The 15619-nt window shown below is 69.1% G+C and carries 7 protein-coding genes and 1 pseudogene; 4 read left to right on the top strand and 4 right to left on the bottom strand.

Going from position 1 to position 15619, the window contains the following annotated elements; all coding sequences use genetic code 11:
- Window positions 1–133: 133 nt before the first annotated feature.
- Entirely contained in the window at window positions 134–1726 is a 1593-nt protein-coding gene (locus MKK65_RS10170; RefSeq protein WP_243957467.1) for a methyl-accepting chemotaxis protein, read from the top strand.
- Window positions 1727–1817: 91 nt separating this feature from the next.
- Here MKK65_RS10170 and rplS read toward each other — a convergent pair whose 3' ends face one another.
- From rplS to argB, 3 genes are all read right to left on the bottom strand, one after another.
- The gene (gene rplS, locus MKK65_RS10165) at window positions 1818–2216 is read right to left on the bottom strand and encodes a 50S ribosomal protein L19 (protein WP_058192021.1); all 399 of its coding nucleotides are present in this window, start codon (window positions 2214–2216) and stop codon (window positions 1818–1820) included.
- Between the two features lie 135 nt (window positions 2217–2351).
- Window positions 2352–3107, bottom strand: coding sequence for a pyrimidine 5'-nucleotidase (locus MKK65_RS10160; RefSeq protein ID WP_243957464.1), 756 nt, complete (start codon window positions 3105–3107; stop codon window positions 2352–2354).
- 248 nt (window positions 3108–3355) lie between these two features.
- Complete coding sequence (gene argB / locus MKK65_RS10155) at window positions 3356–4249, bottom strand: acetylglutamate kinase (RefSeq protein ID WP_058192023.1); 894 nt, start codon at window positions 4247–4249, stop codon at window positions 3356–3358.
- A 309-nt stretch (window positions 4250–4558) separates the two neighbouring features.
- Here argB and MKK65_RS10150 point away from each other — a divergent pair, with 309 nt between their 5' ends.
- From MKK65_RS10150 to MKK65_RS10140, 3 genes are all read left to right on the top strand, one after another.
- Window positions 4559–5914 (top strand): UDP-glucose dehydrogenase family protein, encoded by a 1356-nt coding sequence (locus MKK65_RS10150; protein WP_243957463.1) that lies wholly within the window; start codon window positions 4559–4561, stop codon window positions 5912–5914.
- Between the two features lie 369 nt (window positions 5915–6283).
- Window positions 6284–13726, top strand: coding sequence for a type I polyketide synthase (locus tag MKK65_RS10145; RefSeq protein ID WP_243957462.1), 7443 nt, complete (start codon window positions 6284–6286; stop codon window positions 13724–13726).
- Window positions 13723–15090 (top strand): aminotransferase class I/II-fold pyridoxal phosphate-dependent enzyme, encoded by a 1368-nt coding sequence (locus tag MKK65_RS10140; RefSeq protein ID WP_243957461.1) that lies wholly within the window; start codon window positions 13723–13725, stop codon window positions 15088–15090. The genes MKK65_RS10145 and MKK65_RS10140 overlap by 4 nt, the downstream gene beginning before the upstream one ends.
- A gap of 138 nt (window positions 15091–15228) precedes the next feature.
- Here the strand turns inward: MKK65_RS10140 and MKK65_RS10135 are convergent.
- A pseudogene (locus tag MKK65_RS10135) lies at window positions 15229–15619 on the bottom strand (sugar transporter); the annotation flags it as partial.

Genomic DNA, 15619 nt, shown 5'->3' with positions numbered 1-15619 from the left:
ATATATCGATCAAGCAACGCGTTGAGCTGAGATCGATATGCGCATTTCGTTGAAGAACTTATCGCTTTCTCACAAGCTTTCGCTGCAAACGCTTTTGACATGTTTAATTATTGCGCTGATGGGTGGCGTTGGTTTGGAGTTCTACCAACGCGAGAAAGTCAATGAGCGCGTCCAATCTCTGCGCACGATCGTCGAGCTCATTCAGTCGCACGCCCAGGTTCTCGACGAACGCGTCAAGGCTGGCGTCCTGACCAGACAGGCGGCCCTGTCCGAGCTGGCCGAGTCGACCATGGCGATGCGCTACAGCGGCGGAACCAACTACATCGCGATCTACACGATGGACGGCGTCGCCGTGGCCGTGCCGAACCGTCAGGATATCGGCAAGAATCAGCTGGACCTCACCGTCAACGGCATACCGATCATCCGCGCATTCCTCGATGGACTCAAATCGTCCGACACGGCGTTGCTGGAATACGCGTATCTCCGGCCCGGTCGAGAGGGTGTCTATCCGAAGGTTTCCTTCGCGACCCGCTTCGCGCCGTGGGACATCTTCATCGTCACCGGTGCCTACATCGACGATATCCACGCATCGTTCCGGTCGGCGGCGATCATCGTGCTGGGCCTGCTCGTGGGCATCGTCGGCGTCTCGGTGTTGGGCTCGCTGCTGATCGGGCGCAGCATCACCCGGCCGCTCGGCCGCCTGCATCGGCGGATGCAGGCGCTGGCGGAGGGCGATATCGCGAGCCTGATTTCCGATACGGAGCGGCGCGACGAGATCGGTCGGATGGCCGAGGCCGTGGAGGTGTTTCGCCAGGCCCTGGTCGCCAAGGGTGAGATGGATGTCGCCGCCGCCCGGGACGCCCGGGCCAAGATCGAGCGCGCCCAAGCTCTGGACACCCTCACCCGTCAGTTCGAGGGCAGCGCCGGGACCCTGATGCAGGGCCTGACCTCCGCCGCCACGGAGATGCAAGCCAATGCGGCCACCATGGCGCAGAGCGCGGCACGGACCAGCGCGCGCTCCGGTCAGGTCGCCGATGCCGCTCAGGAGACCTCAGCCAGCGTACAGACCGTGGCCGCGGCGACCGAAGAGATGTCGACGACGATTCGGGAAATCTCCGGCCAGATGGCGCGCTCCTCGGCCATGACGGCGCAGGCCGCGACCGAAGCCCAGCGCACGGACGTGATCGTGCGGGATCTCGCCGAGGGCGCGGAGAAGATCGGCGCCGTGGCCAGCATGATCGCTGCGATCGCCAGCCAGACGAATCTGCTCGCACTCAACGCCACGATCGAGGCGGCCCGGGCGGGCGAGGCCGGGCGCGGCTTCGCGGTAGTCGCGTCCGAGGTCAAAGAACTCGCCGACCAGACCGCGCAGGCGACGGCGGAGATCGCGACACGCGTCGGGGCCGTGCAGGCCTCGACCCGACAGGCCGTCGAGGCGATCCAGGAGATCGGCCGCACCATCGACGAGGTCAACACGCTCGCGACCAGCGTCGCGGCTGCGATCGAGGAGCAGGAGGCGACCACCGGGGAAATTGTGCGCAGCGTCGCGCAGGCGGCGGACGGCACCAGCGCGGTGACGGGCAACATCACCGAGGTCTCGATCGCCGCTCAAGAATCCGGCGCGGTGGCCGAACAGGTGCTCGGCGCCGCGGCGGACCTGTCGCAGAAATCCGGACGGCTCTCCGCCGAGATCACCCAGTTCCTCGACCGGGTCCGGGCCGCGTGACCCCCAAGGCATGAAAAAACCGGTCCGGCTGAGCCGGACCGGTCGAGAACCATGGATCCCCCGGCGATGCGCCAGGGGCGTCCGAAACCCCTTACTCGGCGGCGGGGGCCGCCTTCGGGGCATCCTTGGCCTTGTAGCGATCGGTCCGCTCGACGATGCGGGCCGACTTCCCGCGGCGGTCGCGCAGGTAGTACAGCTTGGCCCGGCGCACCTTGCCCCGGCGGACGACCTTGATCGAATCGATCATCGGCGAATGCACCGGGAAGACGCGCTCGACGCCCTCGCCGTAAGAGATCTTGCGGACCGTGAAGCTCTCGTTGAGGCCACCGCCCTGGCGGCCGATGCAGACGCCCTCGTAGGCCTGGACGCGGGTGCGCTCGCCTTCCTTGACGCGGACGTTGACGATGAGCGTGTCGCCCGGCTCGAAATCGGGAATGGTCTTGGCAAGGCGCGCGACTTCCTCGCGCTCCAGCTGCTCGATGATGTTCATGGCATAGCTCCAGCCGTTGCGCCGTGTCGCCCCTCATGGGCGTCCGGCACCAGGATTTCGGCGATCCTGTTGTGAGTTGGGCGGCTCTCTACAGGATCGTTGCTGGCTTGTCGATTGGGGATGCGCGCCGCCGCCTCAGGGGCGCGTCGCCCCCAGCGCGCCCCGTGTCACCTCGGGCAGCACGCAGGCGGACAGGAAGGTGGCGAGGTCGTCCGTGATGTGGTCGATATGCGGCTCGCGCACCGCCTCCTGCTCGAAGGCCTCCCGATAGGGGTCGACGATCTTGGGCACGACCAGCACGGTGGCCATGCCGAGATCGTGCGGCACCGCGAGGTTGCGGGCAATGTCCTCGAACAGGACAGCCCGGGTCGGCTCGACCCCGTGGGTCTCCAGGAACCGCTCGTAGGTCGAGCGCTCGGGCTTGGGGATGAAGTTGGCGGCGGCGATGTCGAACACGTCCTCGAAATGGTCGAGGATTCCGAGCTTGGCCGCGACATTCTCCGCATGCCGGCGCGATCCGTTGGTCAGGATCAGCTTACGCCCGGGCAGCCGCTCGATCGCGTCGCCGAGATCGGGGTCCAGCTTGATCGTCGAATGGTCGATGTCGTGGGCGAAATCGAGGAACTCGTGCAGGTCGACGTCCGTCTCGGTCAGCAGTGCCGACAGGGTCGTGCCGTAGCGGTGGTAGAAATACTTCTGCAAGGCGCGGGCCGAGATGCCGTCGAGCCCGTAGAGCCGCATGACGTAGAGGGTGATGCGCTCGTCCACCTGCGGCCAGACCTGCGCGTCGCTCGGATAGAGCGTGTTGTCGAGGTCGAACACCCAGGTGTCGACATCGGCAAACCCTCGGGACGCGGGGGTGGTGAACTGGGCTTTCTCCGGGTGGTGCACCGTGTCCCTTTGAGATCCTGATCCCACGGGATTCTAGAACCAGGCTCGATCGCGTTGCAATCGTGCGCAATCCTAAGACCCGCGGTGCGACGCGGCCCCGGCCGTCTGTCCCTTCGGAAACGGCGACCTGAAACGGTCAGGCTTGCAGCGCAGGCTTGCGCGAGGCTGAGCCGGGACGACGATAATGCGGTAGCGGCGTCGTCGTTGCCGCGTCCAATCCACCCACCGTCGTCCCGCCCTGCCGGGGATCAGCCCCGCCGGATCAGGGTGCCGGCACCGTAATCGGTGAACAGCTCCAGCAGCACCGCGTGGTTGACCTTTCCGTTCAGGATGACGACCGCCTCCACGCCGCGCTCGATCGCGTACATGCAGGTCTCGATCTTGGGGATCATCCCGCCCGTGATGGTGCCGTCGGCGATCAGGCGCCGGCAATCCTCCACGGTCAGCTCGGGGATCAGCTTCTTGTCCTTGTCGAGCACGCCCGGAACGTCGGTGAGCAGCAGCAGGCGCTTGGCCCGGAGCGCCCCCGCGATGGCACCCGCGAAGGTGTCGGCGTTGACGTTGTAGGTCTGACCGTCCGCCCCGTAGGCCACCGGGGCCAGCACCGGGATCAGCTCTGCCTTCAGCACCGCGTCGAGGACGCCGCGCTCGACATGCTCCGGCTCGCCGACCAGGCCGAGATCGATCGCCTGCTCGGTGTGATTCTCGGGATCGACCACGGTCTTCATCGCCCGCTTGGCGCGGACCATGTTGCCGTCCTTGCCGCACAGGCCGATGGCCCGGCCGCCCTCGGCCGAGATCCAGCCGACGATCTGCTTGTTGATCGAGCCGGCCAAGACCATCTCGACCACCTCGACGGTGGCCTCGTCGGTCACCCGCAAGCCGCCGCGGAACTCGGACTGGATGCCGAGCCGGTCGAGCATCTTGCCGATCTGCGGGCCGCCGCCATGCACGACGATCGGCTTCAGGCCGGATTGCTCGAGCAGCACGATGTCTTCGGCGAAATCCTCGGCCGCGGCGCGGTCGCCCATGGCGTGGCCACCGTACTTGATGACCACGATCTCCTGGTCGTAGCGCTGCATATGGGGCAGCGCCTGGGCCAAGACTTCGGCGCGCACGTGCACGTTCGGCAATTCGGTCATCGCGGTCCTTCGCCGATTTTTCGATGGGCTTGGCGGCGCCCGGCCTCGCCAGGCCGGCGGCCGCGCTTCTACAGGAAGCCGACGGCGCTGCGAAGCCGCGAACGTGCACGTTCCGGTCTCGCGCCGGCAACAAGCTCCGGCCGACGTCACCGCGGCCCCGGGCGCAGTGTCAAAAAACAGTCGTGATTCCGCGGTGTTGCATCGTCGCGACAGAATCGGACGCGGCCGAGCGGCCCGGGTTGCATCGCTGCCGGTCCCGGACCATGCTGCGTCGCAACAAGCCGCGCGGCCGGCTGCCGGGAGGGCCGGATGCGGATTGCGATGATTGGGGCCGGGTATGTCGGCCTGGTGTCCGGGGCGTGCCTGGCCGATTTCGGCCACAGCGTGGTCTGTATCGACCGCGACCCGAACAAGATCGCCAGCCTGAACGCCGGCCGCATGCCGATCTACGAGCCCGGCCTCGATGCGCTGGTGGCCGAGAACGTCCGCCAGGGCCGGCTCGCCTTCGGGACGAGCCTTCGGGACGCGGTGGGCGAAGCGGATGCGGTGTTCATCGCGGTGGGTACCCCCTCGCGGCGCGGCGACGGCTTCGCCGACCTGTCCTTCGTATTCGACGCCGCCCGGGAGATCGCCGGGGCGCTCTCGGGCTTCACCGTGGTCGTGACCAAGTCGACCGTGCCGGTGGGCACCGGCGACGAGGTGGAACGGATCATCCGCGAACTTCGTCCCGAGGCAGATGTCGCCGTGGCCTCGAACCCGGAATTCCTGCGCGAGGGTGCGGCGATCTCCGACTTCAAGCGCCCAGACCGCATCGTGGTCGGCAGTGAGGATCCCCGCGCTGAGGCGGTGATGCGCGAGGTCTACCGGCCGCTCTACCTGAATGCCGCGCCGATCGTGGTCACGAGCCGCCGGACCGCCGAGCTGACCAAGTACGCCGCCAACGCGTTCCTGGCCGCCAAGATCACCTTCATCAACGAGATGGCAGATCTCTGCGAGGAGGTCGGCGCCGACGTCCAGCAGGTCGCCCGGGGTATCGGCCTCGACAACCGGATCGGCAGCAAGTTCCTCCATGCCGGCCCCGGCTACGGCGGCTCGTGCTTTCCCAAGGACACGCTGGCGCTCGTCAAGACGGCGCAGGATGCCGGGACGCCGCTTCGGCTGGTCGAGACCGTGGTGGCCGTCAACGACCAGCGCAAGCGTGCCATGGCCCGCAAGGTGATCAAGGCCTGCGGCGGCAGCGTCCGCGGCAAGACCGTGGCGCTGCTCGGCCTGACCTTCAAACCCGACACCGACGACATGCGCGAGGCGCCGTCCCTGTCGATCGTGGCCGGACTTCAGGACGCGGGTGCGAAGGTGCGCGCCTACGATCCGGAGGGGATGGAGCAGGCGCGCGCGCTGATGCCGGATGTGGACTACGCCGCGAACGCCTATGCCTGCGCGGAGGGGGCGGACGCCCTGGTGATCGTCACCGAGTGGAACGCGTTCCGCGCGCTGGACCTCGACCGGGTGCGCCAGACCATGGCGTCCGTGGGGCCGGCGCCCGTGCTGATCGATCTGCGCAACATCTATGATCCGGAGACCGCCGAGCGTCACGGGTTCATCTATCGCGGCGTCGGACGATCGAAGGATAGCACCAAGGATAAGGCCGGTCCGGCCGCGTCTTGACCGTCGGCCGGACGGCGTCGAGTCGTCGCTTTGCGGTCTTAGATCTGCAGGCTGCGGCAAAGATCTCTTTGGAAAACCCTGGCGATACCGCTAGACGGGCTCCGTCCGCGAGTCCGCAACTGTGGCATTTCGATGGTCGTGGGACCGTCTCAACAGGCGGTCAAATGGTGCAAACTTGGCATTTCGGCTGTTGGCACTAGACTGCAGTCTGATGAATACATGTCACAGCCCAGCGCAATCTGGCTGGGCAGGGATGACCTTGCCTGGGGGCAGGTTGGACACCGCAATGGTGCCACAGTAAGGGGTGAGAGGTTACTCACTCGTCGCGAGCCGAGCCGACTTCCGATAACGAGCGTGTGCGAACCGAACGTGACACAACGTACAGATATTGCGATCGTCGGACGCGCATGCCGACTGCCCGGGGCCCCCAGCGTCGACGGGCTCTGGCAACTCCTCTCCGAGGGCCGCTGCGCCGTCAGCAAGGTCCCCAGCGACCGCTTCTCCCTCGACCGGTTCGCGCATCCGCGCGCCCAGGAGCGCGGGAAGAGCTACACCTGGGCCGCCGGCATCATCGACGACATCTGGTCGTTCGACCCCGCCGTGTTCGGCATCTCGCCGCGCGAGGCCGAGCAGATGGATCCGCAGCAGCGGATGCTGCTGGAGCTGACCTGGGAAGCCCTCGAGGATGCGGGTCTGCGCCCGTCGAGCGTGGCCGGCAGCAACATCGGCGTGTTCGTCGGCGCCTCCTCGCTCGATTACGGCAACCTGCGCATTCTCGACGCGGCCTCGGGCGATGCCTACGCGGCCACGGGCAACACGCTCTCGATCATCTCGAACCGCATCTCGTACATCTTCGATCTGAAGGGTCCGAGCTTTACGGTCGACACCGCCTGCTCGTCCTCGCTCGTCGCCTTCGACAACGCCGTGCAGGCGATCCAGTCCGGCCGCGTGGACACGGCGGTCGTGGCCGGCGTCAACGTGCTGGCGAGCCCGTTCAACTTCATCTGCTTCTCCACCGCGCAGATGCTCTCGCGCGCCGGCCTGTGCCAGGCGTTCTCGAAGAACGCCGATGGCTACGTGCGCTCGGAGGGCGGCGTGGTGTTCGTGCTGCAATCGGCTGAGGCTGCGCGGCGCAACGGCGCCACCGTGCGCGCCCGGATCGTGGCCTCGGGCATCAATTCCGACGGCCGCACCACCGGTATCTCGCTGCCCTCCGGCTACGCCCAGGGTGCCCTGCTGGAGCGGGTGTACCGCGACGCGGAGATCCGCCTCGACGATCTCGCGTTCATGGAGGCGCACGGCACCGGCACCCCGGTCGGCGACCCGATCGAGGCCTCAGCCATCGGGACCAAGCTTGGGCGCGGCCGCCAGGCGCCGCTGCCGATCGGCTCGATTAAGACCAATATCGGCCATACCGAGCCGGTCTCGGGCCTGGCCGGTCTGATGAAGGCGACGCTGGCGTTGGAGCACGATCTCGTGCCGCCATCCCTGCACGCGGCCGAGCTGAACCCCGACATCCCGTTCGACGAGCTGAATCTGCGCGTCGTCCGCGAAGCCCTGCCGATCACCCGCGGCGCGCGCGAGCGCTATGCGGGCGTGAATTCCTTCGGCTTCGGCGGCACCAACGCGCACGTCGTGATCACCGATGGCAATTCGGGTTCCCAGTCGGACGCCGTTACCCCGGCGCCGTCCGCCCAGGTTCTGCTGCTCTCGGCCCAGACCCGCGCCGCTCTGAACGAGCTCGCCCTCGACTACGCCGAGCGCCTCGAGGCCGAGCCCGACCGGGTCGCCACGGTGGCCGCCGCGGTCGCCCATCGGCGCGAGCGCCTGCCCGCCCGCCTGGCGATCGCGCTGGACGGCAAGACCGACGTGGCCGCCGCCCTGCGCGCCGTCGGCGAGGGTGAGGATGCCCAAGACGCGTTCACCGGTACCGCAGTCGACCGCGCCGCCGAGGTGGCGTTCGTCTATTCCGGCAACGGCAGCCAGTGGGCCGGCATGGGCCGCGAGGCCTATGAGGAGAACCCGACCTTCCGGGCCGCCTTCGACCGGGTCGACACGCTGTTCCAGACCTATGCCGACTGGTCGCTGAAGCAGGCCCTCTACGCCGAGGACTTGGACGAGCGCCTGGCGCTCACCAGCATCTCGCAGCCGCTGATCTTCGCCATTGAGAGCGCCTCGACGGCGGCCCTCAAGGCCAAGGGGCTCATCCCCTCCTACGTGCTCGGCCACAGCGTCGGCGAGATCGCCGCTGCCGAGGCCGCCGGTATCCTCACCCTCGAGGACGCCGTCCGCGTCATCTACTACCGCAGCCATCACCAGGAGACGACGCACGGCCAGGGCACCATGGCGGTGCTGCTGATGCCGGCCGAGGAGGTCGAGTCCTTCCTCAAGGATTACCCCTCCCTCGACATCGCCGCCTACAACAGCCCCAAGGCCGTCACGGTCGCCGGGCCGGTGGCCGATATCGAGGCCGCCCTCAAGGCCCTGTCGCGCAAGCGCCGCCGTGGCCGCAAGCTCGACCTCGCCTACGCCTTCCACGGAAGGCTGATGGACCCGACCGAGAAGCCGCTGCTGCGCGACCTCGCCGGGCTGAAGGCCAACGCCGGTATCACCGCGATGGTCTCCACCGTCACCGGCAGCGTGCTGGAGGGCGACAATTTCGGTGCCAGCTACTGGTGGCGCAACATCCGCGAGCCGGTGCGCTTCAGCGAGGCCGTGCAGGATGCCACCCGTCGCGGCGCCCGCGTCTTCGTCGAGGTCGGCCCGCGTGCGACCCTGATGTCCCATGTCGGCGATGCGGTCGAGCCGCTCGGCATCGAGACCGCCACGGTCGGCGTCATGCACCGCAAGGCGTCCGGCGGTGACCCGATCGCCAAGGCGGTCAGCGCCGCCCTGGTTCAGGGGGCCCAGGTCGACGAGGCCCTGCTCTTCGGCGACGCGCCCCGGGGCGACGTGCGCCTGCCGACCTATCCGTGGCAGCGGCGCCCGTTCCGCCTGGCCGACACCCCCGAGAGCGTCGGCGCCATGAGCGCCCGCCCCTATCACCCGCTGATCGGCTCGCGGACCACCTTCGACGGTCTGGAGTGGAACGGCTTCGTCGATCCCGCGACCCTGCCGGAGCTCGAGGATCACAGCGTCGAAGGCCAGGTGATCATGCCGGGCGCCGGCTTCGTCGAGATGGCTTTGGCCTGCGTCCGCGAGGCGACGCGCCACGACGAGGTCGTCCTGGCGGATTTCGAGATCCTGTCGCCGATGGTGTTCGCCGAGGAGGCCCTGCGCGAGGTCGCGGTACGCCTGTCGGGGACCGGCAATGGCATCCAGGTCCTCAGTCGCCCGCGCCTGACCCAGACCCCCTGGCAGCTCCACGCCCAGGCCAAGATCGTCGATGGCACATTCACGGCTCCCAAGGCGCCCGACCTGAACGGGTTCGACTTCGACAGCGCCGGCGAGCAGGTTCTGACCGGCGAGGCGCTCTATGCCCGCGCCCGCGCCTCCGGCCTCGGCTTCGGCCCGAGCTTCCGGCAGGTCGCCATGAGCGCCCGGCTCGATGACGCCACCATCGTGTCGGACCTCACTCCGGCCGAGCCCGATACCCGCTTCACGCTGGTCCCGGCCCGGCTCGACGCCTGCTTCCACGGGCTGATCCTGCTGTTCGCGGACCTGCTCGGCGAGAATGCCGGCAAGGCCTATATCCCGGTCCGCTTCGGCGAGGTCCGGCTGCTGCGCCCCGGCGCGGTGATCACCCGCTCGATCATCCGGACCCGGCGCTGCAACGAGCGCTCGATCCTGGCGGACTTCACCCTGCTCGACGCCGACGGCGCGGTGGTCGCGACCATCCGCGAGGGCCGTTTCCAGGCCCTGCGCGCCAAGGGCGGCGGCGACCTCGCAGCCTACGCGATCTCGCAGGTGCCGGAACTCGCCACCGAGCCGACCGCAATCCCGATGGAGCGCCGGCCGAGCGTGGCGGCACGCCTGCGTCCGCTCACCGCCGAGGCCAAGGGTCCGGCCGATGCCGCCCTGTCGCCGGGGCACCTCCTGCTGGAGGGCTGGGCGACTTCGCTGGCCTACCGCCTCGCCTCCGGGCTGGCGGAGGGCGAGACCGTCTCGGTCACCGACCGGCGCGTGCCGGAGGCCCTGCGCCCCTGGCTGCTCAACGCCCTCTACGCCCTGGAGAGCAGCGGGCTCGCCGAGCGTGCCGGCCAGAACTGGACCCTGGGCGACGGCTCCGCGCTGCCGGCTCCGGACGAGATCATGCGCTGGATCGCCGGCGACCATCCCGATCTCTCCGCCGAGCTGGTGCTGATCGCTGATGTCGGCGCCATGGTCGACCGCCTGCTCGCGGGCAAGCTGACCGAGGCCCCGGCCCTGCCGCAGGGCGCCATCGACGCCTTCGTGATGCGCTCGGCCACCGCGCGCCACACCGCCGACGTGGTCGCCGACCTGATCGAGACGAGCCGCGGGCAGCTCCCGAAGGAGCGGGCCCTGCGGGTCCTGCAGGTCGGGTTCGGCCCGCTCTCGGCCCAGGCCGCGGCCTTCGCCGCGGCTGCCGAGGCCCGGCTCACCGTGTTCGAGACCGATCGCCGGCTCGCCGAGCGTGCCCGCCTGTCGCTCACCCACGGCGCCGCGGTCGTCGAGGCGGCCGACGAGCTCGCCCCCGGCAGCTTCGACCTGATCCTGGCCTCCGGCAGCCTGCATCGCGGCGAGCGCGCCCTCCCGGGCCAGCTCGCCGGGGCGCTCGCCACCGGCGGTCTGCTGGTCGCCGTGGAGCCGGGCGCGTCCCTGTTCCGCGACCTCGTGTTCGGCCTCACCAACGGCTGGTTCGAGGAGGCGGTCGGCGGCATGCCGGTCGGGCGCCTTGAGGATATCGAGGGTTGGCAACGGACGCTCAGCGCCCACGGTCTGGTCAAGGTCGCGGTCGAGCGCGCGGCCTCGGCCAACGGCGACGACCTGCTGCTGGTCGCCGAGGCTCCGGTGCGTCCGGGCCCCGCCCCGGCCCAGAGCTTCGCCTTCGTGATCGGTTCGGACGACGAGTTCGCGGCCGAGACCGCCTCCTCCCTGGCGACCTTGCTGGTCGCGGGCGGCGTGCATGTCTCGATCATCCTCGACTCCGAGACCTCGCTGATGGAGCTGGAGAAGGAGACCCCCGACACGGTGGTGTTCCTGGCCGGTGCCTTCACCCGCGGCGGCGAGGCGGCCGAGCGTCTGCGCGACCGCTGCCTCAGCCTGAAGCGCTGCACCGAGCATCTCGGCGCCCGCCAGACCCGCCTGTGGGTCGTGGCGCCGGGTGCCACCCGCGACCGCGGCGGCCAGACCACCAACATCGAGGCCGGCGTGTGGGCCTTCTCCCGCACCCTCGCCAACGAGGCGCCCAATCTCGACGTGCGCCGCATCGACCTCTCGCCCGAGATGTCGTCGAAGCGCGCCTCCGAGCGCCTGCGCGACCTCATCCTCTCCGGCACGCCGGAGACCGAGATCGTGCTCGACGACGAGCGGACGCAGGTCGTGCGCTTCCATGCCGGCCGGCCGAAGCACCGGGATCCGGCCGATGCCGTCCCGGCCGAGGCCGCGCGCCTGGAGCGCAGCAACACCGGCGGCCTCAACGAGATGGTCTGGGGGCCTGCCGCGCGCCGCACCCCCGGCAAGGGCGAGATCGAGATCGCGGTCGAGGCGACCGGCCTCAACTTCCGCGACGTTCTGTGGGCGCTCTCGATGCTGCCCGAGGAGATCCTGGAGGACGGCTTCGCCGGCCCGCGCCTGGGCTTGGAATGCGCCGGCCGGGTCACGGCCGTCGGGGCGGGCATCAAGGGCTTCAAGGTCGGCGACCCCGTCGTCGCCTTCGCCCAGTCGGGCTTCGCCACCCATATCGTGGTGCCCGAACTCGTGGTCGCGCCGATGCCGCAGGGTCTCGACCCGATGGCCGCGGCGACCGTCCCGGTGGCCTTCCTCACCGCCTATTACGGCCTCGTCTCCTGCGCCCGGATGCGGCGCGGCGAGTGGGTGCTGGTCCATGGCGGCGCGGGCGGCGTCGGACTCGCCGCGCTGCAGATCGCCAAGCTGAAGGGCGCGCGGGTCATCGCCACCGCCGGTTCCCGTGAAAAGCGGGCCCTGGTGAAGGCCCTGGGCGCCGAGCACGTGCTCGATTCCCGCTCCCTCGCCTTCGTGGACGAAGTCCGGGCGATCACCGGCGACGGCGTCGACATCGTCCTGAACAGCCTGTTCGGCGAGGCGATGGAGCGCTCGCTCAACGCGCTGCGGCCCTTCGGCCGCTTCGTCGAACTGGGCAAGCGTGACTACGTCGCCAACACCCATATCGGCCTGCGTCCGTTCCGGCGGAACCTCAGCTACTTCGGCGTCGACCTCGACCAGGTGCTCCAGCATCAGGGCGACGACGGTGCGCGGATGTTCCGTGAGGTGATGGCGCTGTTCAACGACGGCGGCCTGAAGCCCCTGCCCTACCAGCCGTTCACGGCAGCCGAGACCTCGGACGCCTTCCGGCTGATGCAGCAATCGGGTCACATCGGTAAGATCGTGATCAGCCCGCCCAAGGCCGGGACGATCCTCAAGGACACGCGCCGGCCGTTCACGGTCTCGGAGAACGGCGTCCACTTGGTGACGGGCGGACTCGGCGGCTTCGGCCTGGAGGCGGCGCGCTGGCTCGTCGACAAGGGCGCCAGGCACCTCGTGCTCGCCGGCCGCAAGGGCGCGACCACCGACGAGGCCAAGGCGATCGTCGCCGAACTCGCCGGGCGCGGCGTGACGGTCGAGGCCAAGGCCGTCGACATCACCAGCCGCTCGGCGGTGGACCGCCTGATCGCGGAGATCGAGCAGGGCGGCAAGAAGCTCGCCGGCGTGCTCCATGCCGCGGCGGTACTCCAGGACGGCCTGATCGCCAACATCGACGCGGCAGCGCTCGACGCGGTGATCGGCCCGAAGGTGATCGGCGCCCAGCACCTGGACGCCGCCACCCGGGACCGGAGCCTCGACTACTTCGTCATGTTCTCTTCGGCGACCACCTTCATCGGCAATCCCGGTCAGGGCTCCTACGTCGCCGCCAACGGCTTCATGGAGGGGCTGGCTCGGCAGCGCCGCCGCCGCGGCCTGCCCGCGCTGGCGGTGGCCTGGGGCGCGATCGGCGATGTCGGCATGCTCGCCCGCAACAAGGCGGTCATGGAAGGGCTCGCCGGCCGCGTCGGCGTCACCCCGATGGAGGCCCGTCGCTGCCTCGAACTGATGGCCGATGCGCTGGAGGCTCAGGGCGCGTCGTCGGACGAGGCGGTGATCGCCATCGCGGCGATGCATTGGGGCAAGGCGCGCGAGCGGCTCGCGACCATGCGTTCGCCGAGCTACGCCGACCTCGGGTCGGACCAGCAGGTGGAGGCCGGCGGCGTCCAGGCGATCAATATCGGCGCGCTCCTCAAGGGGGGCGACGTGGAGGCGGTCCGCAAGTCCGTGTCGGACGCGATTGTCGAGGATATCGCCCGCATCCTGCGCTTGCCGAAGGACGATATCAGCCGGGTCCGCCAGCTCTCCGAAATCGGCCTCGATTCGCTTATGGGTGTCGAGTTGGGCGCCAGCCTGCAGGAGCGCTTCGCCCTCGACGCACCGCCGGCCGGTCTCTCGTCCGGCATGACGGTCAATGAGCTGTCGGAGTCCTTAATTCAGGCGGTTTCGGCCCCCATGGATGAGGCCGCCGGTGTCGCGATGAGCCTCGTCTCGAAGCATATCGGCGGTGAGATCGACGCGCAGATGATGGCGCCGCTCAGGGAACTCATCGCGCAGACTTCCAGCGAGATCAAAGAGACCAACCCATGACCGATACGGCACGGCCTGACGGCGGGCGCGCGGCGCTCGCCGGCTTCGTGACGAACCGCCTCGGACGCGCGACGCCGCGCCCGGCCCCCGTCAAGGCGGCCTCCCCGGCCGGGCAGTCGGCCGCGCAGAACTTCGAGAACCTGCCCGGCTATCGCGAGCTGCAGCTGCAACGTCAGGCGGCGCAGCTGATCGGCCTGGGCAACCCGTTCTTCCGCGTCCACGACGCGAAGGCCGGCGCAACCACGCGGATCGACCAGAAGACCTTCACCAACTTCTCTTCTTACGATTATCTCGGCCTGAACGGGCATCCCCGGGTCAGCAACGCGGCTCGGGAGGCGATCGAGGCCTATGGCACCTCGGCGTCGGCGAGCCGCGTGGTGGCGGGCGAGCGGCCCGGCCATATCAGCCTCGAGCAGGCGCTGGCCAAGCATTACCGGACCGAGGGCTGCATCGTGATGGTGAGCGGCCACGCCACCAACGTCACGACGATCGGGGCGCTTCTGGAAGCCGGCGACGTGATCTTCCACGACGCGCTCTCCCACAACAGCATCGTCACCGGCGCGCAGCTCTCCGGCGCCCAGCGGCGCTCCTTCGCGCATAACGACCTCGACGCCCTGGAGAGCCTGCTCCAGAACACCCGCCACGAGCACCGCCGGGCGCTGATCGTGGTCGAGGGCCTCTACAGCATGGACGGCGATGCGCCGGACCTGGCTGGCCTCGTCGCCCTCAAGAAGCGCTACGACGCCTGGCTCATGGTGGACGAGGCTCACGGCCTTGGCGTCACCGGCCGCACCGGCGCGGGCCTGTTCGAGCATTGCGGTGTCGACCCCAAAGAGGTCGACATCTGGATGGGCACCCTGTCCAAGACGCTCTCGACCTGCGGCGGCTATATCTGCGGCCCGATCGCGCTCATCGAGTATCTCAAGCACACGGCCGGCGGATTCGTGTACAGCGTCGGCATGTCGCCGCCGCTCGCTGCCGCCGCCGAGGCGGCCCTGGCGGTGATGCAGGCCGAGCCGGAGCGGGTCGAGCGCCTGCGCCAGAACGGCACCCTGTTCCTCGCCACCGCCAAGAAGCTCGGCCTCGACACCGGCTTCAGCCTCGGCCTCGCGGTGGTGCCAATCATCGTGGGCGACTCGCTCAAGGCCGTGACCCTGTCGGACCGGCTCTACCGCCGGGGCATCAACGTCCAGCCGATCATCCACCCGGCGGTGCCGGAGCGGGCCTCGCGCCTGCGCTTCTTCCTCACCTCCGAGCACACCGCGGACCAGATCCGCGACACCGTGAACGCGGTGGCTGAGGAGATGGTGGCGATCGACAAGGGCGGCTCGCTGATCGAGCAGCTGCTGGCCAAGCGCGGCTGAATTCTTCCGAGCCGCGCCGGGGACTCCCGCGCGGTCCACCATGTGGAAACGCAAACAGGGCGCGGATGGCATCCGCGCCCTGTTTGCGTTTTCAAGATCCCGACCCCGCCGGCCCTGAAGCCGGCGGGATGGCCTGGCCTACTTGGCGTAGGCGTAGGCGGTGGCCGCGGAGCTGAGCGGGCCCGTGACACCGCTGAAGGCGGTCAGGACCTTCTGGACCTCGGTGAACGGCGCGTTGGAAACGTAGATCAGGTCGCGGTTGCGCATGCGGAAGGCCTGGGTGGTGAACAGGCTGTTGGGGTCGCGCATGTTGATCCGGTAGACCACCGGGACCAGCGGCGTGCCGGTGAGCTTCGTGGCCGGGTTCAGGCGGCGTACCACGCTTGCCGGCTCGAACCGGAAGATGAACGTTCCGGCCGGATCGGCGGCGAAGTCCGAGAGGCCGCGCGCCTTGGCGAGCGCCTGGGCGAGCGTGATGCCGTCGGCCTGGAACGGCAATTCGGTCGCCTGGCCGAGCGCGCCCACCGCC

The organism is Methylobacterium sp. J-001 (assembly GCF_022829565.1).
GTDB lineage: Bacteria > Pseudomonadota > Alphaproteobacteria > Rhizobiales > Beijerinckiaceae > Methylobacterium.
Note: the sequence above shows the minus strand (reverse complement) of the source record. Positions and strands in the feature narration are given on the sequence as shown.

Bases quoted from the DNA above. Each gene is read 5' to 3' on its own strand.
- rplS (WP_058192021.1), bottom strand. From the start codon at position 2,216: ATGAACATCATCGAGCAGCTGGAGCGCGAGGAAGTCGCGCGCCTTGCC.
- MKK65_RS10150 (WP_243957463.1), top strand. From the start codon at position 4,559: ATGCGGATTGCGATGATTGGGGCCGGGTATGTCGGCCTGGTGTCCGGG.
- MKK65_RS10140 (WP_243957461.1), top strand. From the start codon at position 13,723: ATGACCGATACGGCACGGCCTGACGGCGGGCGCGCGGCGCTCGCCGGC.
- argB (WP_058192023.1), bottom strand. From the start codon at position 4,249: ATGACCGAATTGCCGAACGTGCACGTGCGCGCCGAAGTCTTGGCCCAG.